The 19,171-nt window shown below is 69.9% G+C and carries 20 protein-coding genes and 1 pseudogene; 11 read left to right on the plus strand and 10 right to left on the minus strand.

What is annotated here, in order from left to right; genetic code table 11:
• Positions 1–10 precede the first annotated feature (10 nt).
• The 4 genes and pseudogenes from G6N19_RS11340 to G6N19_RS11355 all read right to left on the minus strand — a co-directional run bounded on the left by G6N19_RS11340 (position 11) and on the right by G6N19_RS11355 (position 2,881).
• Positions 11–181 (minus strand): Rv1535 domain-containing protein, encoded by a 171-nt coding sequence (locus G6N19_RS11340; RefSeq protein ID WP_013830840.1) that lies wholly within the window; start codon positions 179–181, stop codon positions 11–13.
• Positions 182–433: 252 nt separating this feature from the next.
• Positions 434–766 (minus strand): annotated as a pseudogene (locus G6N19_RS11345) (DUF2304 domain-containing protein); the annotation flags it as partial.
• Positions 767–779: 13 nt separating this feature from the next.
• Positions 780–1,469, minus strand: coding sequence for a glycosyltransferase family 2 protein (locus G6N19_RS11350; RefSeq protein ID WP_013830838.1), 690 nt, complete (start codon positions 1,467–1,469; stop codon positions 780–782).
• Positions 1,470–1,603: 134 nt separating this feature from the next.
• Positions 1,604–2,881: a polysaccharide biosynthesis protein gene (locus tag G6N19_RS11355; protein WP_193464954.1), complete on the minus strand. Its 1,278-nt coding sequence runs from the start codon at positions 2,879–2,881 to the stop codon at positions 1,604–1,606.
• A gap of 80 nt (positions 2,882–2,961) precedes the next feature.
• On the opposite strand from G6N19_RS11355, the gene G6N19_RS11360 reads away from it, so the two are divergent.
• On the plus strand, positions 2,962–3,957 hold the full coding sequence (locus tag G6N19_RS11360) for a TerC/Alx family metal homeostasis membrane protein (RefSeq protein ID WP_193464955.1): 996 nt from the start codon (positions 2,962–2,964) through the stop codon (positions 3,955–3,957).
• On the opposite strand, the gene G6N19_RS11365 is transcribed toward G6N19_RS11360, so the two are convergent.
• Complete coding sequence (locus tag G6N19_RS11365) at positions 3,946–4,383, minus strand: PNPOx family protein (protein WP_013830835.1); 438 nt, start codon at positions 4,381–4,383, stop codon at positions 3,946–3,948. The two genes, G6N19_RS11360 and G6N19_RS11365, sit on opposite strands and share 12 nt — an antisense overlap.
• Before the next feature lie 108 nt (positions 4,384–4,491).
• On the opposite strand from G6N19_RS11365, the gene G6N19_RS11370 reads away from it, so the two are divergent.
• Positions 4,492–5,178: a TetR/AcrR family transcriptional regulator gene (locus tag G6N19_RS11370; protein WP_193464956.1), complete on the plus strand. Its 687-nt coding sequence runs from the start codon at positions 4,492–4,494 to the stop codon at positions 5,176–5,178.
• A gap of 165 nt (positions 5,179–5,343) precedes the next feature.
• Here the strand turns inward: G6N19_RS11370 and G6N19_RS11375 are convergent, their stop codons facing one another.
• Complete coding sequence (locus G6N19_RS11375; protein ID WP_013830833.1) at positions 5,344–5,832, minus strand: inorganic diphosphatase; 489 nt, start codon at positions 5,830–5,832, stop codon at positions 5,344–5,346.
• Positions 5,833–5,912: 80 nt separating this feature from the next.
• Between G6N19_RS11375 and dacB the strand changes: the two genes are divergently transcribed.
• Genes dacB through hpt form a run of 4 tightly spaced genes read left to right on the plus strand, consistent with a single transcriptional unit; the run spans position 5,913 to position 9,916 of the window.
• Positions 5,913–7,289, plus strand: a complete 1,377-nt coding sequence (gene dacB, locus G6N19_RS11380) for a D-alanyl-D-alanine carboxypeptidase/D-alanyl-D-alanine endopeptidase (RefSeq protein ID WP_193464957.1) — start codon at positions 5,913–5,915, stop codon at positions 7,287–7,289.
• Positions 7,280–8,323, plus strand: coding sequence for a zinc-dependent metalloprotease (locus G6N19_RS11385; protein ID WP_408632433.1), 1,044 nt, complete (start codon positions 7,280–7,282; stop codon positions 8,321–8,323). Before dacB ends, G6N19_RS11385 begins: the two co-directional genes overlap by 10 nt.
• On the plus strand, positions 8,302–9,273 hold the full coding sequence (gene tilS / locus G6N19_RS11390; protein ID WP_193464959.1) for a tRNA lysidine(34) synthetase TilS: 972 nt from the start codon (positions 8,302–8,304) through the stop codon (positions 9,271–9,273). The genes G6N19_RS11385 and tilS overlap by 22 nt, the downstream gene beginning before the upstream one ends.
• Position 9,274: 1 nt before the next feature.
• Entirely contained in the window at positions 9,275–9,916 is a 642-nt protein-coding gene (gene hpt, locus G6N19_RS11395; protein ID WP_193464960.1) for a hypoxanthine phosphoribosyltransferase, read from the plus strand.
• 57 nt (positions 9,917–9,973) lie between these two features.
• Here hpt and G6N19_RS11400 read toward each other — a convergent pair whose 3' ends face one another.
• The gene (locus G6N19_RS11400) at positions 9,974–10,720 is read right to left on the minus strand and encodes an SIMPL domain-containing protein (RefSeq protein WP_013830827.1); all 747 of its coding nucleotides are present in this window, start codon (positions 10,718–10,720) and stop codon (positions 9,974–9,976) included.
• Positions 10,721–10,785: 65 nt separating this feature from the next.
• On the opposite strand from G6N19_RS11400, the gene G6N19_RS11405 reads away from it, so the two are divergent.
• Positions 10,786–11,637 (plus strand): SCO6745 family protein, encoded by an 852-nt coding sequence (locus G6N19_RS11405; RefSeq protein ID WP_013830826.1) that lies wholly within the window; start codon positions 10,786–10,788, stop codon positions 11,635–11,637.
• Between the two features lie 7 nt (positions 11,638–11,644).
• Here the strand turns inward: G6N19_RS11405 and G6N19_RS11410 are convergent, their stop codons facing one another.
• Genes G6N19_RS11410 through G6N19_RS11420 form a run of 3 tightly spaced genes read right to left on the minus strand, consistent with a single transcriptional unit; the run spans position 11,645 to position 14,819 of the window.
• Positions 11,645–12,661 (minus strand): zinc-binding dehydrogenase, encoded by a 1,017-nt coding sequence (locus tag G6N19_RS11410; protein WP_041318990.1) that lies wholly within the window; start codon positions 12,659–12,661, stop codon positions 11,645–11,647.
• Positions 12,661–13,845, minus strand: coding sequence for an LLM class flavin-dependent oxidoreductase (locus tag G6N19_RS11415; protein ID WP_193464961.1), 1,185 nt, complete (start codon positions 13,843–13,845; stop codon positions 12,661–12,663). The genes G6N19_RS11410 and G6N19_RS11415 overlap by 1 nt, the downstream gene beginning before the upstream one ends.
• Positions 13,845–14,819 carry an alpha/beta fold hydrolase gene (locus G6N19_RS11420; protein WP_013830823.1) on the minus strand — a complete coding sequence of 325 codons (975 nt, stop codon included), beginning with the start codon at positions 14,817–14,819 and terminating at the stop codon, positions 13,845–13,847. The genes G6N19_RS11415 and G6N19_RS11420 overlap by 1 nt, the downstream gene beginning before the upstream one ends.
• A 148-nt stretch (positions 14,820–14,967) precedes the next feature.
• Between G6N19_RS11420 and ftsH the strand changes: the two genes are divergently transcribed.
• From ftsH to folB, 4 genes are read left to right on the plus strand one after another with little or no spacing between them, the layout of a single operon-like run.
• Entirely contained in the window at positions 14,968–17,337 is a 2,370-nt protein-coding gene (gene ftsH / locus G6N19_RS11425) for an ATP-dependent zinc metalloprotease FtsH (protein WP_083038990.1), read from the plus strand.
• A gap of 16 nt (positions 17,338–17,353) precedes the next feature.
• Positions 17,354–17,932, plus strand: a complete 579-nt coding sequence (gene folE, locus G6N19_RS11430; RefSeq protein ID WP_041318987.1) for a GTP cyclohydrolase I FolE — start codon at positions 17,354–17,356, stop codon at positions 17,930–17,932.
• A complete protein-coding gene (folP, locus tag G6N19_RS11435; protein ID WP_193464962.1) occupies positions 17,929–18,777 on the plus strand; it encodes a dihydropteroate synthase in 849 nt (282 codons plus the stop codon). The genes folE and folP overlap by 4 nt, the downstream gene beginning before the upstream one ends.
• Positions 18,770–19,159 carry a dihydroneopterin aldolase gene (gene folB / locus G6N19_RS11440; protein WP_193464963.1) on the plus strand — a complete coding sequence of 130 codons (390 nt, stop codon included), beginning with the start codon at positions 18,770–18,772 and terminating at the stop codon, positions 19,157–19,159. The genes folP and folB overlap by 8 nt, the downstream gene beginning before the upstream one ends.
• Positions 19,160–19,171: the final 12 nt, after the last annotated feature.

The following is a 19,171-nucleotide window of genomic DNA, read 5'->3' on the forward strand; positions in this document are numbered from 1 at the left end:
CGGAGCTTCATCACGCCGACCTGAGGACCGGCGCGGCGGCTGCCGGGCGGGTTGAGCGGCGTTGCTCGACGTCGAGCACGCCGGCCCGCCAGAGCACCGCGTACAACTCGACGATAGGCACCGTCAGGGCCGTGGCCGTGACTTCGGCCAGTGGCTCCGCGAGGACTTCGGTCGCCTTCATAGGCCTCAGGGTGTCCGCCGCAACCAGACGAATGGGAAACCGACTGTTACGAGTCGGCCAACTGTCGCCGAACTACTGTGTTTTTTGCGGCGGTTACAGCTTCGGCTCTCCTTCGTCGGGCCTCGCTGAACCGCGGTGTTGATGCGGCGGTTACAGCTTCGGCTCTCCTTCGTCGAGCCTCGCTGAACCGCGGTGTTGATGCGGCGGTCCCAGCTTCGGCTCTCCTTCGTCGAGCCTCGCTGAACCGCCGGGTTCAGGCGATTGGGCCTGGGCGAGCGCGACCACTCGCGCCAGCCGTGCATAACGCAACTCCAGGTCGCGGAACCGCATGTAGGTGCTCAGCGTGGTGAACGCGAACACCATGATCAGCACATACAGCATCAGGTCGGTGCCGCGGCGCACCCCGAGCCAGTTGGCCACCACCGTGGTGTCATCGGGGCGCAGCACCGCATAGATGCCGGCCACCACGAACCCCAGGTAGCCGATCTTGACCCAGGCCCGGGACTGGGCGGACCCCCGCGACAGCAGTAGATAGATCAACAGTGCCAGCACCGCCGCGATCAGCAGCACTTTGATCCAGTTCACGAGGCGATCCTTGTCATCGCGACATCCTTTTGCGCAGTAACCCGTCGAACAGGATGTTGACGCCGTTGAGCAGCGGCTGACCCTTCGACTTGGAGTAGTCGGTGTAGAGCACCTCGACCGGCTCTTCGCCTACCCGCCAACGGTTTTCGGCGATCAGAGCGATGATCTCCCCGGCGTGGCTCATCCCGGTCATGGTGAGATCCAGCCGGTCGGCGACCCGCCGGTTGAACACCCGCAGGCCGTTGTGGGCATCAGAGAGCCCAAGTCGGCGGATCCGCGGGTTCAGCCACACCGCGGCGCGCAACACCAGCCGTTTGAGTGGCGGTACGGCGGCTGCCGCCTCAGCAGCGGCGAACCGCGTGCCGATCACGATGTCGAGGTGGTCGTCATCGAGGCGCTCGATCATGCGCAGCACGTCGGCCACCCGGTGCTGACCGTCGGCGTCGAAGGTGGCGAACAGCCGGGCGCCGGGTCGGCTGCGGGCGAACTCGACCCCGGTCTGGATCGCCGCGCCCTGGCCGAGGTTGACCGGATGCCGCACGACATGGGCGCCGGCGCGCCGGGCGATCGCGGCGGTGTCGTCGGCGCTGCCGTCGTCCACACAGACCACCGCATCGAAAACGGAGCGGATTCCGGCGATCACGTCGCCGATGACGGCCGCCTCGCCGAACGCCGGAACGATGATCCAGACGTCGGGGTACATGCGGCGGTTCCAGCTTCGGCTCTCCTGCGCCGAGCCTTGCTGAACTGCCGGGCAACGGGTCTTTGACCTGGTATCGATGCCTAAAAAATACACGTGGGCGAGCCGCCGTCGGCGCCGCCGGGCCGGTCGGCGGGTCAGGGAGCCGCGCGCAGCGCGGTCAGGTGAGCCGCGATTCCGACCAGCGGTCCGCACAGCAGTGCCACGACGGTTCGGGTCGGCAGTTCCAGCGGCAGCATCAGCAGCAACGTGGAGACCACGGTCGCCCCCACCCAGCCCAGCGCGTAGGCGCGGTGCAGTGCCGCGGCCACCGTCGCCGCGCCGGTGAGTGTCAGCAGTGCGATCGCGGTCGCCCCCGCCGTCAGTCCGGCCAGCAGCGGCCCGCTGGCATGGTAGTCCGGGCCGAACACGGTGCGCAGCAGCCACGGGCCGACCAGGCCGGCGGCCACCGCCCCGGCCGCGCCCACCGCGGCGACGGATGCAGCCGGGATGCTCAGCGCTCGCAGTCGTCGGCCGCGCTGGTCGACGAAGTGCGCGATCAGGTTGCCCTGCAGCGCGGTCAGCGGCACCAGCAGCGGCGCGCGGGTCACGGTGACCGCCAGGATCACCACGCCACCTTGGGCGCCCAGCTCGCCGTAGGTGGCCTGCAGCAGCACCGGGAAACCCATCACCAGGATGGCGCTGGCACCGGCCGCGGTGATCGAATGCGCGGCGCCGCGCAGGAAGTCGGTGGTGCCCACCGGGGTCAGCAGCCGGGCCGCCGATCGGGCCGCGGGGGAGGCGGCCAGCAGCAGCAGCCAGGCCATCGCGCCGGCGACGGTGGCCCACAGGAATCCGACCAGCCCCCAGCCGACGGCGAATGTCGCGGTGGCCACCGCCACCCGGATGCCGGCGTCGGTCACCATCAACGCCCCGTACTGGGTCCACCTGTTGGTGCCGGCCAGCATGCCTAGCAGCGTGGCGTGCACCGCGAAGTTGGCCAGCCCGAAGCACAGCAGCCCCACCGACAACCAGCGGGCCTCGACGAACACGTGGCCGCTCCACAGCGGCGAGGTCCCCGCCACCAGGCCGGCTGCCACCACCCCGGCCAGCCCGGCCACCCACAGCGGGCGGGTGTGTCGAGTCGACGGGCGGCCCGTACCGACCTCCCTGGCGAACCGGACCTCCCGGGTGGTTTCCTGCAGCAAGCCGTTGGTGGCCCCGGCGACCAGGCCGAATGCCCCCCAGAACACGCTGAAAACCGAGAAACCGGCCGGATCGAGGTCACGTGCCGCCAGGTAGAGCACCGCATAGCCGCACAATGCGCTGAGCAGGGTTGCGGTGCCGACCCGGGCCACACTGGCCCGGGTGACGGGACCGGCGGGCAACCCGCCGGTGGATCGGCGGGGTCCGGTACCACCGATTTCGGTCACCACGGCGAAAATACTAAGCGGGTCGCACGGTAGGTTCGGGCGGCCCGCTCAACACCGCAGACTCGCCGACCGGAGGCCCACCCTTGGACCCGTCGCTGTTGGAATGGCTGGTGACGGTCGCGGGGCTGTCCGCGGTCCTCGGATTCGACCTGTTCCTGGTCGCCCGCCGGCTGCATGAGCCGACGATCCGCGAGGTCGCGACGCGGTTGACGTTCTACATCGGTCTGGCGGTGGCGTTCGGCGTCTGGGTGTGGGTGCATCACGGTTCGAAGTACGGCATGCAGTTCTTCGCAGGCTGGCTCACCGAGTACAGCCTGTCGGTGGACAACCTGTTCGTCTTCGTGATCATCATGAACAGCTTCAACGTGCCCAAGAAGTACCGGCAGGAGGCACTGTTCGTCGGGATCGTGCTGGCGTTGTCGTTCCGGTCGGTGTTCATCGCGTTGGGTGGGGTCGCCGCGCAACGGCTCTCGTGGACGTTCTACCTGTTCGGGGCGTTCATGGCCTACACCGCGATCAAACTGCTGCGCCACGGTGACCACGTCGGCGACGGCGGCGAGGGCAACAACTTCGTGGTGCGGTTCGCCCGCAACCACTTCAACGTCACCGACCGCTGGGCCGGCGTGCGGTTCTTCGTCCGGGACGACGCCGGGGCCTGGGCCGTCACCCCGATGTTCCTGGTGGCGCTGGCGCTGGGCACCACCGACCTGGTGTTCGCCATGGATTCCATACCCGCCATCTACGGCCTGACCCGCCAGCCCTACCTGGTGTTCGCCGCCACCGTGTTCGCCCTGATGGGTCTGCGTCAGCTCTACTTCATCCTCGGCAAACTGCTGAACCGGTTCGTGTATCTGTCCCGCGGTCTGGCCCTGATCCTGGGTTTCATCGGGGTGCGGATGGTGTTGCACGCGTTGCGCACCAATGAGGTGTGGTTCATCAACTCCGGCCGTAATTTCAATGTCCCTGAGATCCCCACGCCGGCGAGTCTGGCGGTCGTCGCCGGGGTGCTGGTGCTGACGACGGTGGCCAGCCTGTACCGGACCCGCGGTGGGGCCAAGGCCGGCGGGTTACCCGAGTGAGAAGACCGGGATCGAGGGCGCCGCGGACCGCAGTTCGTCGTCGTCGGAGTCTGGTGTCACCCCCGCCATGAACCCCTTGACCTGCCAGTGCCACCGCCGAAGATACTGGCGCAGCACCACCGGTTTGTCGTCGTCGAAGACTTCGGTGACCCGGGTCGGGGCCCGCCGCCACCGCGGCCCGAGCAGCACCTCGCCGGCAGCTCGCGCATTGCGTACCCACTCGGTTTCGCCGCGGGGCGCCACCAGGTAGTCCACCCCGTCGACGGACAGCAGATTGATCACGACACCGCGGAGTTCGCCGCTCTTGCGGCCTCGCACGGTGAGCGCGCGGGTGCCGGCGACGCTGATGCCCGCCTCGGCGAGCCGGCGGATCAGCGCATTGCCGAATCGGGCCGTCGCGCTCGGTCGGTCGTATCGGGTGGTCATGCTCCGCCCCTTCCGCTATGAGAGCACTGCTCTCGCTTGAAGATGATCCTGGCACGACGAGCCGGCAAATACAAGAGCGGTGCTCTCGAATCTGTCAGACTCAACCCCATGGGTAAACGGCAGGAGGCGCGGGAACGCATCGAGGCGAAGATCATCGAGGTCGGCCGGCGTCAGCTGCTGGCGCACGGGGCCGCGGGGCTGTCACTGCGTGCCGTCGCCCGAGACCTCGGCATGGTCTCGTCGGCGGTCTACCGCTATGTGGCCGGCCGCGACGAGTTGCTCACCCTGCTGGTGGTCGACGCCTATTCCGACCTGGCCGACACGGTGGACCGGGCCCGCAGCCCGGGGGATCGGTGGCGCGACGAGATACGGGTCATCGGCCACGCGGTGCGGGACTGGGCGCTGGCGCATCCGGCCCGGTGGGCATTGCTGTACGGCAGCCCGGTTCCGGGTTATCACGCGCCGGCCGAACGGACCGTCGCCCCCGGCACCCGGGTGATCGCGGCCATGCTCGAGACCGTCGCGGCCGGCATCGCCGCCGGGGACATACCGCCCACGAGGCAACTTGCGACGCAGCCGTTGTCGGCCGACTCCGACCGGATCCGCGCGGAATTCGGCTTCATCGGCGACGACGGCGTCATCGCGAAATGCCTCCTGCTGTGGGCCGCCTTGGTCGGCGCGATCAGCCTGGACGTGTTCGGCGGCTACGGCGCCGACACCCTGACCCGACCGCGGGCGGTGTTCGACGCCCAGCTCAGCCTGCTGCTGGGGATGCTGACCCAGCCGCCGGATTAACGCGGCGGTCCCAGCTTCGGCTCTCCTTCGTCGAGCCTCGCTAAACCGCGGGGCTTGATTCGGCGGTCCAGCTTCGGCTCTCCTTCGTCGAGCCTCGCTAACCGCCGGGCTTGATTCGGCGGTCCAGCTTCGGCTCTCCTTCGTCGAGCCTCGCTAACCGCCGGATCAGTGACCGGAGGTCTTGAACCGCTCGATCGACCGGGTGATCTCGGCCTCGGCCTCAGCGCGGCCCACCCAGTCGGCGGCCTTGACGAACTTGCCCGGCTCCAGGTCCTTGTAGTGCACGAAGAAGTGCTTGATCGCGTCCAGCTCGTACTCCGGCACATCGCCGATGTCGGCGATGTGGTCCCAGCGGTGGTCGCCGGCCGGCACGCACAGCACCTTGTCGTCGCCGCCGGCCTCGTCGGTCATCCGGAACATCCCCACCGGACGAGCCTCGACGATCACGCCGGGGAACACCGACTGCGGCAGCAGCACCATCGCGTCCAGCGGGTCGCCGTCCTCGCCGAGGGTGTCCTCGATGAAGCCGTAGTCGGCGGGGTAGCCCATCGGCGTGTAGAGGTAGCGGTCGAGCTTGACCCGCCCGGTGGCGTGGTCGATCTCGTACTTGTTGCGCTGGCCCTTGGGGATTTCGATGGTCACGTCGAATTGCACGCCGCACAGTCTAAGGCGGCCGGAGTCATGCCCCCACCCCGCCCTTCCGGCACAATTGGCCCCGACAGGCAGGGAGGGACATGGACTCCACTCGGTGGCGGCACAGCAGCACCCATCTGGGCATTGCGGGCGCGGTCCTGGCATTGGCCGCCGCCGTGGTGGTGGTGGCAGCGGTTGTGCTCCCGGACGAGTCCGGCGCAGGCGCCCACGTCGTCGCGCCGGCGCCGACGGCGACCGCCGAACCCGGGGTCGTCCCGGTCGTCGACGACGCCCCGGTGCCGACCGGCAGCGCCCTGACAGCAGCCATGTCGGCCGCGCTGGCCGACCCCAACCTGGGCCGCCTCACCGGCCGGATCACCGACGCGCTGACCGGCAAGGCGCTGTGGACACAGCAGGAAGACCTGCCGATGCAGCCGGCGTCCACCAACAAGGTGCTCACCGCGGCGGCGGCGCTGCTGGCGCTGGATCTGAGCGCCCGCGTCACCACCCGGGTGACCGCGGGCGACCAGCCCGGCGTGGTGGTGCTGGTCGGCGCCGGCGACCCGACGCTGTCGACGGCCGAGGTCGGCCAGGACACCTGGTACCGCGACGCCGCCCGGATCAGCGACCTGGCCGATCAGGTCCGCCGCAGCGGCGTGACGCCCACCGAGGTCCGGGTCGACGTGTCGGCTTTCAGCGGCCCGAGCATGGCGCCGGGCTGGGACCCGGACGACATCGAAGGCGGCGACATCGCCCCGATCGAGGCGGTGATGGTCGACGGCGGCCGGATCCAGCCGACCACGGTCGAATCCCGGCGGTCGCGGACCCCCGCGCTGGACGCCGGCGAGGCGCTGGCCGCCGAACTCGGACTCGACGCCGACAAGGTCAGCATCGCGACCGCGTCGGTGACCGGGCGTGAACTGGGCGCGGTGTCCTCGGCGCCACTGGTGGTGCGACTGGGCGAGATGATGAACGCCTCGGACAACGTGATGGCCGAATGCATCGGCCGGGAGGTGGCCGCGGCGATGGGCCGGCCGCGATCCTTCGCCGGCGCGGTCGACGCGGTGACCAACCGGCTGGCCACCGCCCATATCGCGGTCAGCGGCGCCAGTCTTTATGACTCCAGCGGGCTGTCGGTCGACAACCGGTTGTCCGCCCGCAACCTCGACGCGGTGGTGCAGGCGGCGGCCGGCCCCGACCAGCCGGAGTTGCGGCCGCTGCTGGACATGCTGCCGGTTGCCGGTGGCAGCGGCACGCTGTCCGATCGTTTCCTCGACCCCAGGACCGGCCGCGGTGCGGCCGGCTGGCTGCGTGCCAAGACGGGCTCGTTGACCCGGACCAACGCGCTGGCCGGCATCGTCACCGACCGCGACCGCCGGGTGCTGACGTTCGCGTTCATCTCCAACGACGCCGGGCCGACCGGTCGGACCTCGATCGATGCCTTGGCCGCGGTGTTGCGGACGTGCGGATGCGGATGACCGAGCCCGATATCGGCCGCGCGGTGGACTGGGGGTTCGCCGCCACGGTGGGCCGCTGGCTGGTGCGTCCGGCGCCGCCGATGACCGACTACACCCGACGCCAGGTGATCGACGACCTGCACCGCAGCGCCCGGGCCGCCGAACCGCTGGTGCGGGAGGTCACCGGGCTGGGCGCCGACGGCCCGGTGCCCGAAGCGCGCGTCATCGACCGGCCGCAGTGGATCGCCGCCGCCGCCGACTCGATGCGGGTGATGACGGGCGGCACCGAGACGTCGGTCGGGTTCTTCAGCGGCCGGCTGGCCGGCGCGCAGACCGGCGCGCTGCTGGCCTTCGTGTCCTCGGGCATCCTGGGCCAGTACGACCCGTTCTGCGCCGAAGACGGGCACGGGACGGGACTGCTGCTGCTGGTCTATCCCAACGTGGTCGCCGTCGAGCGGCAACTGCGGGTCTCACCGGCCGACTTCCGGCTGTGGGTGTGCCTGCACGAGGTGACTCACCGGGTGCAGTTTTCCGTGAACCCGTGGCTGGCCGACTACATGTCGACCGCGCTGGGGGTGCTCACCGGCGACGGCAGCCCGGATCTGACCCAGGTGGTGAGCAGGTTGGCCGACTATGTGCGGGGCCGCCGCGATGAGGCCGGACCGTCGGGAATCCTGGGTCTGGTGCGGGCGGTGCAGTCTGAGGACCAGCGCACCGCGCTGGACCAGCTGCTGACGCTGGGGACGCTGCTCGAGGGACATGCCGACCACGTGATGGACGCGGTCGGTCCGGCGGCGGTGCCCTCGGTGGCGACGATCCGGAACCGCTTCGAGGAACGTCGTCAGCGCAGCCAGCCGCCGCTGCAACGGTTGTTGCGCGCGCTGCTGGGTCTCGACGCCAAGCTCAGCCAGTACACCCGCGGCAAGGCCTTCGTCGACGCCGTGGTCGGCCGGGTCGGCATGGACCGGTTCAACGCGGTGTGGTCGAGCCCGCAGCATCTGCCGTTGCCCGCCGAGATCGAAGAGCCGCAGCGGTGGATCGATCGGGTGCTGTAGCCGGGCTGCGCGCCGCGCTGCTGGCGTTCGCCGAACGCCACCTGCCTGAGGTGGCGCCCTGGTGCGTGGCGCTGTCGGGCGGTCCGGACTCGCTGGCCCTGACCGCCGTCGCGGCGCAGCTGCGGCCCACCACGGCGCTGATCGTCGATCACGGCCTGCAAGCCGGCTCCGCGCAGGTGGCCGGTCGTGCGCGCAGCCAGGCTATCGAGCTGGGGTGCGTTGACGCGCAGGTCATCCCGGTGACTGTCGGCGGCAAAGGTTTTCGAGGCGGGCCGGAAGCCGCGGCACGCACCGCTCGTTACGGCGCGTTGGAGCGCGCCCGTGACCGGCGCCCGGTGTTGCTGGGTCATACCCTTGACGACCAGGCGGAGACGGTGCTGCTCGGGCTGGGGCGCGGGTCGGGGCCCCGGTCGCTGGCCGGGATGCGGCCCCATGACCCGCCGTGGTGCCGGCCGCTGCTGGGTGTGCGGCGTGCGGCGACCCGGGAGGCCTGCACCGAGCTGGCATTGACGCCGTGGCTCGATCCGCACAACAGTGATAAGCGCTTCACCCGGGTGCGACTGCGCTTGCAGGTGCTGCCACTGCTGGAGGATGTGCTGGGCGGCGGGGTGGCCGAGGCGCTGGCCCGCAGCGCGACCGCGTTGCGGGAGAACACCGAGCTGATCGACGCCCTGGCCGAGCAGGCCGCGCCGGAGGTCACGGCCGGCGCCGGGCTGGACACCGCTGGTCTTGCCGGGCTGGCCGGTCCGGTGCGCCGGGCGGTGATCCGTCGCTGGTTGCTGGCCGGTGGCGGCCGCGGGCTGACCGACCTGCAGATCCGCGCGGTGGATCGGCTGGTCACGCAGTGGCGCGGCCAGGGTGGGGTGGCGGTCGGATCGGACCTGCGCGGCGAGCGGCTCTTCGCCGTCCGCGACAACGGCGTGCTGCGGCTGCGCCGGGAACCGATCTGAGTTGGTCGTCGCACGCCGGGCATGGCACGCTGTGCTGGTGGCTGCGTTCTCGCCGGGGGAGACACCCGAGTCGTACGCGGGCGACATCAAATCGGTGCTGCTGACCGAGCAGCAGATTCGTGCCCGCACCGCCGAACTGGGCGCGCAGATCGCCGCCGACTACGCCGACGGCTCGAGGCCGGCCACCCAGGGTGAAAGCGGAGATCTACTGCTGATCACCGTGCTCAAGGGCGCCGTGCTGTTCGTCACCGACCTGGCTCGCGCCATCCCGTTGCCCACCCAGTTCGAGTTCATGGCGGTCAGCTCCTACGGTTCCTCCACGTCCTCGTCGGGGGTGGTGCGCATCCTCAAGGACCTGGACCGCGACATCAGCGACCGCGACGTGCTGATCGTCGAGGACGTCGTCGACTCCGGCCTGACCCTGTCGTGGCTGCTGCGCAACCTGGCCGCCCGCCGGCCCCGGTCGCTGCGGGTCTGCACGCTGTTGCGCAAACCCGAGGCGGTGCGCGCCGGAGTCGACATCGCCTATGTGGGTTTCGACATCCCGAATGACTTCGTGGTCGGCTACGGGCTGGACTACATCGAGCGCTACCGCGACCTGCCCTACATCGGCACCCTGGATCCGCGGATCTATCAGAGCTGATCGCACGCTACAAGGTGCGGCGGCCCGCTCACGCCCGCACGGCGCGAGGCAGCGGCGTCAGGACAGTTCCCACACCGCGGTCACCGAGAAGCCCACCGTCTGCTGGCCGGGCTCCACCGGGGGCGGTGCGGCCATCGCGCGCGGCATCGGCGCCTCGACCGATGTCGGCGACGGCGTGCCGCCGGCCACCTCGGAGATTGAGAGCACCCGGCCCAGCTGCAGGCCCGACAGCTGGGCGTACTGCTCGGCGCGGTCCCTGGCGTCGTTGAAGGCGCGCTCGCGGGCGTCGCGCACCAGCTGCGAATCATCCTCGATGGAGTAGCTGATCCCGTGGATCCGGGTGGCGTCCCCGCCGGCGCGCACGATCACGGCCAGCACCTGGGAGGCGGATTCGCGCTCGACCTTGACCCGGATGGTGTTGCCGGCCCGGTACCCGGTGATGTTCGCCGACCCGCCGGGCTCGGCGTTGCCGTACTGCGGCTGCAGGCTGACCTGGGTGGTGCTGATGTCCTTGCGGTCCACCCCGGCGTCGATCAACGCGTCGATCACCGCCTGCTGGCGCTCACTGGTCTGATTCATCGCGGTGGTGACATCGGCGGCGACGAACTCGATGCCTGCCTCGGTGGTCAAGGTATCCGGGATGCCTTGCACCTCACCGGATCCGACGACAGTCACCTGCCGGGACGGTTCCGGGCCGTCGGCGCCGGGCACGGCGTCGCAGCCGGCCAACGCGGCGGTGGTCAGGCCCGCCAGGGCCAGCGTCGTCGACCAGCGGAGGCTCATCCGGGCGCGGCGTGTCGGCATGACTGGCACCTTATCGGAGTCGGGGACCGGGTCTTGCCAAAAGCCCGATGCGGCACACTGGGACGATGACCGTTGCCCCCTCGAGAGCGCTGTCCAACGCCATCGAAGCCTTCGCCGGGCAGGTGTATTTCGCGCCGGAGTGTCACCGCGGCTACGCGGAGCTCGGTTTCGGGTCCAGTCCGGGGACGTCCGGTGGCGTCGAACTGCCCGACGGTCCGGCCTACTTCTGCAGTCGTGGCTCGGCGCTCGGACAGGCCTCCGGGCAGGTGATCGCCGCGACCTTCGGGGTGTTCAACCCGGCGGTGGTGGTTCCGGCGGTCGACTACGGCTGGACGCTCACCGACGCGCCGGCCATCCGCGCGGCCCGCACCGACGGCTCGGCGGCCCAGCTGCGCCGCGTCCTCGGCGATGCGCCCGAGGGTCTCGATCGGGCGACGGCGCTGCTGGGCCGAGCCGCTGACGGGCTGCCGTTGGCGGGCAAGCCGCTGTTCGCCGGGCTGGTCGCCGCCGGACTGGTGGGCGACCCGCTCACCGACGCCTGGCTGTTGGCCGACCAGTTGCGGGAGTTCCGTGGCGACGCGCACGTGAACGCCTGGGTCGCAGCGGGTTTCGATGCCGTCGAGATCGGTCTGATCACCGAGCTGTACCGCGGGTTGCCGCCGCGCAGCTATGTGCGCAGCAGGGCCTTCAGCGAGGATGAGCTGAGTGCCGGCGAGGCGCGGCTCGCCGAGCGGGGCTTGGCCCGCGACGGCGTGCTCAGCGACGCGGGGCGCGCGGCCCGCGAGTCGGTGGAGACGGCGACCGATGCGGCGTGCGAACCGATCGTGGCCCGGCTCGGCGACGAGCTGCCCGAGTTGGTCGAGCTGGTGGGCGGCTGGTCGAAGCGGCTGCGTGAGGCCGGCGCCTTCCCCGCCTGAGCCTGCTTCAGGGTGTGACCAGGATCTTGCAGTGCCGGTCCGGGTCGGCCAGATCGTCGAATGCCGTCCCCACGGCGTCGAGTCCGACCTCGCCGGTGATCAGCGGTGCGACGTCGATCCGGCCCTCGGCGATCGCCTGTAGCGACGCGGCGAACTCCGCGGGCTCGTAGGCCAACACGAACTGCACGTTGATCTCCTTGGCGACACCGAAGAACGGGTGCACGGTGTCGGGCTGCATGCACACTCCCGCGACCACCAGCCGGGCCCCGACCGGTGCGCGCCGCAGCACGTCGTCGATGATGCCGGGCACGCCGATCGCTTCGAAGACCACCTTCGGCGTGACCGTGTCGAACGGAGAACCATCGGCCGGGTCGAGTGACTGATGCGCGCCCATCGCCGTCGCGAGGTCGCGCCGGGCGTGTGAATAGTCCGCTGCCACAATGTGTTCCACGCCGTAGGTTCGCAGTGCGGCGACGATCGCGATCCCGATCGGGCCGCAGCCCAGCACCAGCGCCGTATCGCCGGGCGTGATGCCGGACTTGTTGACCGCATGCAGTCCCACCGCCATCGGCTCGGTCAGCGCGGCGTGCCGGGGGTCCAGCCCGTTCGGGATGGGCACCAGCAGCGGGGTCGACAACAACATCTTCTCGGCATAGCCGCCCACCGTGGTGTTGGAGTAGACGATCGGTTCAATGCCTTTGGCGGCCAGCAGAACCGGAATCGACGTGACGGGCGTGCCGGCGGGAAAGGTGTCGGTGTCGGGACCGGCCGCCAGGACCCGAGCACTGAATTCGTGGCCCATGAAGATATCGGCGTCCAGGTCGACGGCGGTCTCGGCTGCCGGGGTACCGGCCATGGCCTGAGTCGCGGCCAGGACCTGCTCGCCGTGCGCGGCGAAGTGCAGGTCGGATCCGCAGATGCCGCAGGCCAACACCTCGACCAGCACCTGACCCTGGCCCGGCGTCGGCTCCGGCACGTCGTCGCGGTAGACCATCCGCCCGTCGCGCAGCACCGCGGCGCGCATCACCGCGGTCCCGACTCGGCGGCGTGCTCGACGACTGCGTTCTTGATCGCTTCGCCGGCCCGGCCGAACAACGTGTCACGCATGCCCTTGGCCCACTCGTGTGACGCCCGAGGCGCGGCGAGTTGGCCCTTGAAGTGGGGAATCACCTTGCGGGCCAACAGCTCATAGCTGTGGTAGGTCGCCTCCGGCGAGGCCCAGTCGTGCCCCAGGAACAGCAGGGTGCCGAAGCCGCCGGAGCGCTCCAGCAGGTCGGTGATGTGCTCGATGGCATCGTCGGGGGTGCCGATGCAGCAGCTGCCCGCCGCCGCATAGGCCTCGACGAACTCGGTCGGGGTCTGCGGTGAGCCCTCGACCTCGCTGGCCAGCGGGACGAACCCGGCCGCGCCGAAATAGTTCGCGAAATCTTGCAGGCCGTAAGTGCAGTCGGCCACTGCCTGTTCGCGGGTGTCGGCGATATGCATGATGCTCAACACCCGCCAGCCGGTACGGTCCGGCTCGTCGCGGCCGGCCTTGGCGGCCTGGTCGCAAACCACCTGCCAGGCGCTCTCCAGCGCGGCGAAGCCGCCCGGCACCGACATCGACAGCGACAGCAGTGAGGTGCCCAGTGTGCCGGCCAGTCGCGGTCCGGACGGCGAGATCATCGCCGCGGTCGAGATCTCCGGATACGGCCAGGTGTAGGGCCGGATGTGCAACGCGGCGTCACGCAGCGTGAACCAGTCCGAATGGCGGGTGACCAATTCGCCGGGCTCGGCGCGGAACAGCGCAAGGATCGCCTCCAGTGACTCCTGCATCATCCGGCGCTGCTCGACGGGATCGATGCCCATCATGTGTGCGTCGGTGGGCAGCGCGCCCGGTCCGGTGCCGAACATCACCCGGCCCCGGGTCAGGTGGTCCAGCAGCACCCAGCGGTCGGCGACCATCAACGGGTGGTGATAGGGCAGCGAGACCACGCCGGTGCCCAGCCGGATGTGCTTGGTGCGTTCGGCGGCCGCGGCGATGAACACCTCCGGGCAGGCGATCAGCTCGTAGCCACCCGAGTGGTGCTCGCCGAACCAGGCCTCGTCGAACCCCAGCCGGTCCAGCGCGACCACCCGTTCAAGGTCGTATTCCAGTGCGACCGTCGGCGACTGGCCCAGCGCGTGAAACGGGGTGATGAAAACCCCGAAGCGCAGCGGCGCGGCCATCACGACACGGCTCCGGCCGGCAGGCCCGCCAGAAACTCGAGCAGCGCGGCGTTGACCTCGTCGGGCCGCTCCTGCTGCAGCCAGTGACCGGCGCCGTCGATCATCACCTCGCGGTAGGGCCCGGTGACCAGTTCACTGGCCCGATCCCGGCGGGTGAAGCTCAGCACCGGATCAGCGGACCCGGCGATGAACAGTGCTGGAACGTCGATGGTGGCAGCAGGTGGATTGGCCATGATCTCCCAGTTGCGGTCGAGATTGCGATACCAGTTCAGCCCGCCGGTGAAACCGGTACGGGTGAACTCGGCGATGTAGTGGTCCAGTTCGTCGGCGCTGATCCAGTCCGGCCGTGCGGCCGGTTCGGCCAGCCGTTCGATGAAACCCGCCGGGCCGGGAGCGGTCATCCGGATCGCCGAGTCATGATCGCCCGGGCTCAGGCTGCCCATCATCCGGCGCATGGTGCGAGCCGGGTCGGAGCCCAGTTCGGCGTCGGCGACACCGGGCTGCTGGAAATAGAGCATGTAGAAGAAGTTCTCGCCGAAGATCTTGCGGAACGCCTCGGTGGGCGGGGCCTGCGGGCGGGGTACCGGCGGCACGCTGAGCCCCGCCACAGCGACCACCCGCTCGGGGTGCAGTTGCGCGGCACTCCAGACCACCGGCGCACCCCAGTCGTGGCCGATCCAGACCGCACGGGTGGCCCCGACGTCGTCGAGCAGACCGACCAGGTCGCCGGTGAGCGCCGCGATGTCGTAGGCCGCGATCTCCTCCGGCCGCGACGAACCGCCGTAGCCGCGCTGATCGGGGGCCAGCACATGAAAGCCCGCGTCGGCCAGCGCGGGAATCTGATGTCGCCACGAGTAGGCCAGTTCCGGGAAGCCGTGTGCCAGCAACACCACCGGGGCGCCGGATTCGCCCGCTTCGGTGACCCGCAGGGTCACGCCGTTGGTGTCGACGAGACGTTCGGTTTGGTTGGCCACCGTCCCACCAAAGCACAACCGGTCCCGGGCGGAGAAGGGATTGCCGGGTCCGGCCAGCTCCAACCCATGCCGGACGACCGGGGCGGTAGCCTGAACATGCCCAGCTGCATGTACTGGAAGGATTTGGGCCGAGTTCGGCCGATGTCTGATGAATCGCAAAAACGTGATCCGCACCGTCACCGCGATCGCCGTGGTGCTGTTGCTCGGTTGGTCGTTCTTCTATTTCAGTGACGACACCCGCGGATACAAACCGGTCGACACCTCGGTCGCGGTGGCCCAGATCCACAGCGGAAACGTCAAGAGCGCCCAGCTCGACGACCGCGAGCAACAGTTGCGGCTGGTGCTGAAGAACCCGCTCACCAGCGTCGAGCTCTCCGACAAGGACGACAAGGCCGCCAGATCGGGCAAGTCCGAGCAGGTCGACAAGCTGATAGCGAAGTACCCGACCGGGTACGCGGTTCCGCTCTACACCGCGCTGACCAAGCAGAAGGCGGAGATCAACACCGTCGTCAACCAGGGCAGCATGCTGGGCACGCTGCTGATCTACATGCTGCCGATGTTGTTGCTGATCGGCCTGTTCGTGATGTTCTCCCGCATGCAGGGCGGTGCCCGGATGGGCTTCGGCTTCGGCAAGTCGCGGGCCAAACAGCTGGGTAAGGACATGCCCAAGACCACCTTCGCCGACGTCGCCGGCGTCGACGAGGCGGTCGAGGAGCTCTACGAGATCAAGGACTTCCTGCAGAACCCGGGCCGGTATCAGGCGCTGGGCGCCAAGATCCCCAAGGGTGTGCTGCTCTACGGCCCGCCCGGCACCGGCAAGACGCTGCTGGCCCGGGCGGTGGCCGGCGAGGCCGGTGTGCCCTTCTTCACCATCTCCGGCTCGGATTTCGTGGAGATGTTCGTCGGTGTGGGTGCCTCCCGGGTGCGCGACCTGTTCGAGCAGGCCAAACAGAACAGCCCCTGCATCGTGTTCGTCGACGAGATCGACGCGGTCGGGCGGCAGCGGGGCGCCGGCATGGGCGGCGGGCACGACGAGCGCGAACAGACCCTGAACCAGTTGCTGGTGGAGATGGACGGGTTCGGTGAGCGGGCCGGCGTCATCTTGATCGCCGCGACCAACCGGCCCGACATCCTCGACCCTGCGTTGCTGCGGCCCGGCCGGTTCGACCGCCAGATCCCGGTGACCAACCCCGACATCGCCGGCCGGCGCGCGGTGCTGCGGGTGCATTCGGCGGGCAAGCCGATCGGGCCGGACGCCGATCTGGACGGGCTGGCCAAGCGCACCGTCGGCATGTCCGGCGCCGATCTGGCCAACGTGATCAACGAGGCGGCGTTGCTGACCGCACGGGAGAACGGCACCGTCATCACCGGCGCGGCGCTGGAGGAGGCCGTCGACCGGGTGATCGGCGGCCCGCGGCGCAAGAGCCGGATCATCAGCGAACACGAGAAGAAGATCACCGCCTACCACGAGGGCGGACACACCTTGGCGGCGTGGGCGATGCCGGACATCGACCCCGTCTACAAGGTCACCATCCTGGCCCGCGGCCGCACCGGCGGGCATGCGGTGGCGGTGCCCGAGGAGGACAAGGGACTGCGCACCCGCTCGGAGATGATCGCCCAGTTGGTGTTCGCGATGGGTGGGCGTGCCGCCGAGGAACTGGTGTTCCGCGAGCCGACCACCGGCGCGGTCTCCGACATCGAAAAGGCCACCCAGGTCGCCCGGGCGATGGTCACCGAGTACGGCATGAGCGCCAAGCTCGGCGCGGTGCGCTACGGCAGCGAACACGGTGACCCGTTCGTGGGGCGCACCATGGGGACTCAACCGGACTATTCCCACGAGGTGGCCCGCGACATCGACGACGAAGTGCGCAAGCTCATCGAGGCGGCCCACACCGAGGCCTGGGAGATCCTCACCGAATACCGCGACGTGCTCGACACGCTGGCAGGCGAACTGCTGGAGAAGGAGACGCTGCACCGCGCCGATCTGGAGAAGATCTTCGGTGACGTGGCCAAGCGACCACGGCTGACCATGTTCGACGACTTCGGCGGCCGGGTCCCGTCCGATAAGCCGCCGATCAAGACTCCCGGTGAGCTGGCCATCGAGCGTGGTGAACCGTGGCCGCAGCCCCGGCCCGAGCCGGCGTTCAAGGCCGCCATCGCCCAGGCGACGCGCGAGGCGGCGGCCCGGGCGGGCGAATCCGGTACCAACGGCAGCAACGGCGTGCCCGCCGGTGACGCCGGAGCGGGAACCCAGCCGGACTACGGCGCCCCCGCGGGCTGGCATGCGCCGGGCTGGCCGCCGCCTCCCCAGCAGCAGCAGCCGCAGCCGCAGCCGCACTCCGGCTACTGGTACCCGCCGCAGCAGTGGCCGCAGCAGGGTTACCCGCCGGCGCAGCCCTACCCGCCGTATCAGCCCTACCCCGCACCCCCGCCGGCGCCGGCGGCGCCGCCCGGCGAGGGCGACGGCCACCAGCGCGGCACTGAGAAGAACAGGTCCGAACCGCCGTCCGGCGACTGAGAGAGTGGGATCGGCGATGACCTCAACAGGTTTCGATCAAGCGCGCGCCGAAGCCGCGGTGCGCGAACTGCTGTACGCGGTCGGCGAAGATCCGGACCGGGCGGGTCTGGTCGACACCCCGGCGCGGGTGGCCAGGGCGTACCAGGAGATGTTCGCCGGGCTCTACACCGACCCGGACACGGTGCTGGAGACCACCTTCGACGAACAGCACGATGAAATGGTGCTGGTCAAGGAGATCCCGCTGTACTCGACCTGCGAGCACCACCTGGTCTCCTTTCACGGCGTCGCTCATGTCGGCTACATCCCCGGCGACGACGGCCGGATCACCGGTTTGTCCAAGCTGGCGCGGGTGGTGGACCTCTACGCCAAGCGGCCGCAGGTGCAGGAGCGGTTGACCGGGCAGGTCGCCGACGCCCTGATGCGCAAACTGAACCCGCGCGGGGTCATCGTGGTGGTCGAGGCCGAGCACTTGTGCATGGCGATGCGGGGGGTGCGCAAGCCCGGTGCGATCACCACGACGTCGGCGGTGCGCGGCCAGTTCAAGTCCGACAGCGCGTCGCGCGCCGAAGCCCTGGAACTCATCCGGCGCAAGTGAACCCGACATGCGCCCAGGTCGTCGGGGTGGTCAACGTCACCGCCGACTCGTTCTCCGATGGCGGGCGCTACCTGAACGCCGACCGTGCCGTGGCGCACGGTCTGGAACTGGTGGCTGAGGGGGCTGCGATCATCGACGTCGGGGGTGAATCGACCCGGCCCGGCGCGGTGCGTGCCGATCCGCGGGCAGAAGCGCAACGGGTCGTTCCCGTTGTGAGAGAACTTGCAGCCCAGGGTATTACCGTCAGTATCGACACGATTAACGCAGCCGTCGCCCGGGCCGCGCTGGACTGCGGAGCCGAGATCGTCAACGACGTCTCCGGAGGGCGGGCCGATCCGGCGATGGCGCCGCTGCTGGCCGCCTCGGGTGCCGGCTGGGTGCTGATGCACTGGCGCCCGGTCGATCCCGGGTATCCGCATCGCGTTCCGGGCTACCGTGACGTCGTCGCCGAGGTGCGTGCCGACCTGCTCGCCTCGGTCGACGCCGCGGTCGCCGGCGGTGTGGACCCGGCGAAGTTGATCATCGACCCCGGGCTGGGATTCGCCAAAACGGCGCAACACAATTGGACCCTGTTGAAGGCGCTGCCAGAGCTGGTCGGCATCGGCATACCGGTGCTCGTCGGAGCGTCGCGCAAACGGTTTCTCGGTACGCTGCTGGCTGGAGCCGACGGTGCGCCGCGGCCGCCCGACGAGCGGGAGACCGCCACCGCGGTCATCTCCGCGCTCGCCGGCCTGCACGGCGCCTGGGGCGTGCGGGTGCACGACGTGCGGGCCTCGGTCGACGCGCTCAGGGTCGTCGACGCCTGGACCGCAGCCGGGTCGCAAGGAGGCACGAGCGATGACTGACCGGATCGAATTGCGCGGGCTGAAGGTTCGCGGCAACCACGGCGTATTCGCCCACGAGCGGGCCGACGGCCAGGACTTCATCGTTGACATCACGGTGTGGATGGACCTGTCGGTCGCGGCCGCCAGCGACGCGCTGGCCGACACCTACGACTACGGGGTACTGGCGCAGCGCGCCGCCGAGATCATCGCCGGGCCGGCCCACGACCTCATCGAGACCGTGGCCGCCGAGATAGCCGACGAGGTCATGGCCGATGCGCGGGTGCAGGCGGTGGAGGTAACGCTGCACAAGCCGCACGCCCCGATCCCGCTGACCTTTGCCGACGTCGCGGTGGTGGCGCGGCGATCACGACGCGACCGGCGCGGGACGGTGGTCCCGGCATGAGTGTGAGGAGGA

The sequence above is a fragment of the Mycobacterium novum genome (genome assembly GCF_010726505.1).
Lineage (GTDB): Bacteria > Actinomycetota > Actinomycetes > Mycobacteriales > Mycobacteriaceae > Mycobacterium > Mycobacterium algericum.

What these genes read in the sequence shown, in the direction of transcription:
- G6N19_RS11415 (WP_193464961.1), bottom strand. Translation starts at nt 13,845, where the DNA reads ATGGCCGCGCCGCTGCGCTTCGGGGTTTTCATCACCCCGTTTCACGCG.
- dacB (WP_193464957.1), top strand. Translation starts at nt 5,913, where the DNA reads ATGGACTCCACTCGGTGGCGGCACAGCAGCACCCATCTGGGCATTGCG.
- G6N19_RS11405 (WP_013830826.1), top strand. Translation starts at nt 10,786, where the DNA reads ATGACCGTTGCCCCCTCGAGAGCGCTGTCCAACGCCATCGAAGCCTTC.
- folB (WP_193464963.1), top strand. Translation starts at nt 18,770, where the DNA reads ATGACTGACCGGATCGAATTGCGCGGGCTGAAGGTTCGCGGCAACCAC.
- folE (WP_041318987.1), top strand. Translation starts at nt 17,354, where the DNA reads ATGACCTCAACAGGTTTCGATCAAGCGCGCGCCGAAGCCGCGGTGCGC.
- G6N19_RS11410 (WP_041318990.1), bottom strand. Translation starts at nt 12,661, where the DNA reads ATGCGCGCCGCGGTGCTGCGCGACGGGCGGATGGTCTACCGCGACGAC.
- G6N19_RS11400 (WP_013830827.1), bottom strand. Translation starts at nt 10,720, where the DNA reads ATGCCGACACGCCGCGCCCGGATGAGCCTCCGCTGGTCGACGACGCTG.
- G6N19_RS11370 (WP_193464956.1), top strand. Translation starts at nt 4,492, where the DNA reads ATGGGTAAACGGCAGGAGGCGCGGGAACGCATCGAGGCGAAGATCATC.
- G6N19_RS11340 (WP_013830840.1), bottom strand. Translation starts at nt 181, where the DNA reads ATGAAGGCGACCGAAGTCCTCGCGGAGCCACTGGCCGAAGTCACGGCC.
- G6N19_RS11365 (WP_013830835.1), bottom strand. Translation starts at nt 4,383, where the DNA reads ATGACCACCCGATACGACCGACCGAGCGCGACGGCCCGATTCGGCAAT.
- G6N19_RS11385 (WP_408632433.1), top strand. Translation starts at nt 7,280, where the DNA reads ATGCGGATGACCGAGCCCGATATCGGCCGCGCGGTGGACTGGGGGTTC.
- ftsH (WP_083038990.1), top strand. Translation starts at nt 14,968, where the DNA reads ATGAATCGCAAAAACGTGATCCGCACCGTCACCGCGATCGCCGTGGTG.
- G6N19_RS11350 (WP_013830838.1), bottom strand. Translation starts at nt 1,469, where the DNA reads ATGTACCCCGACGTCTGGATCATCGTTCCGGCGTTCGGCGAGGCGGCC.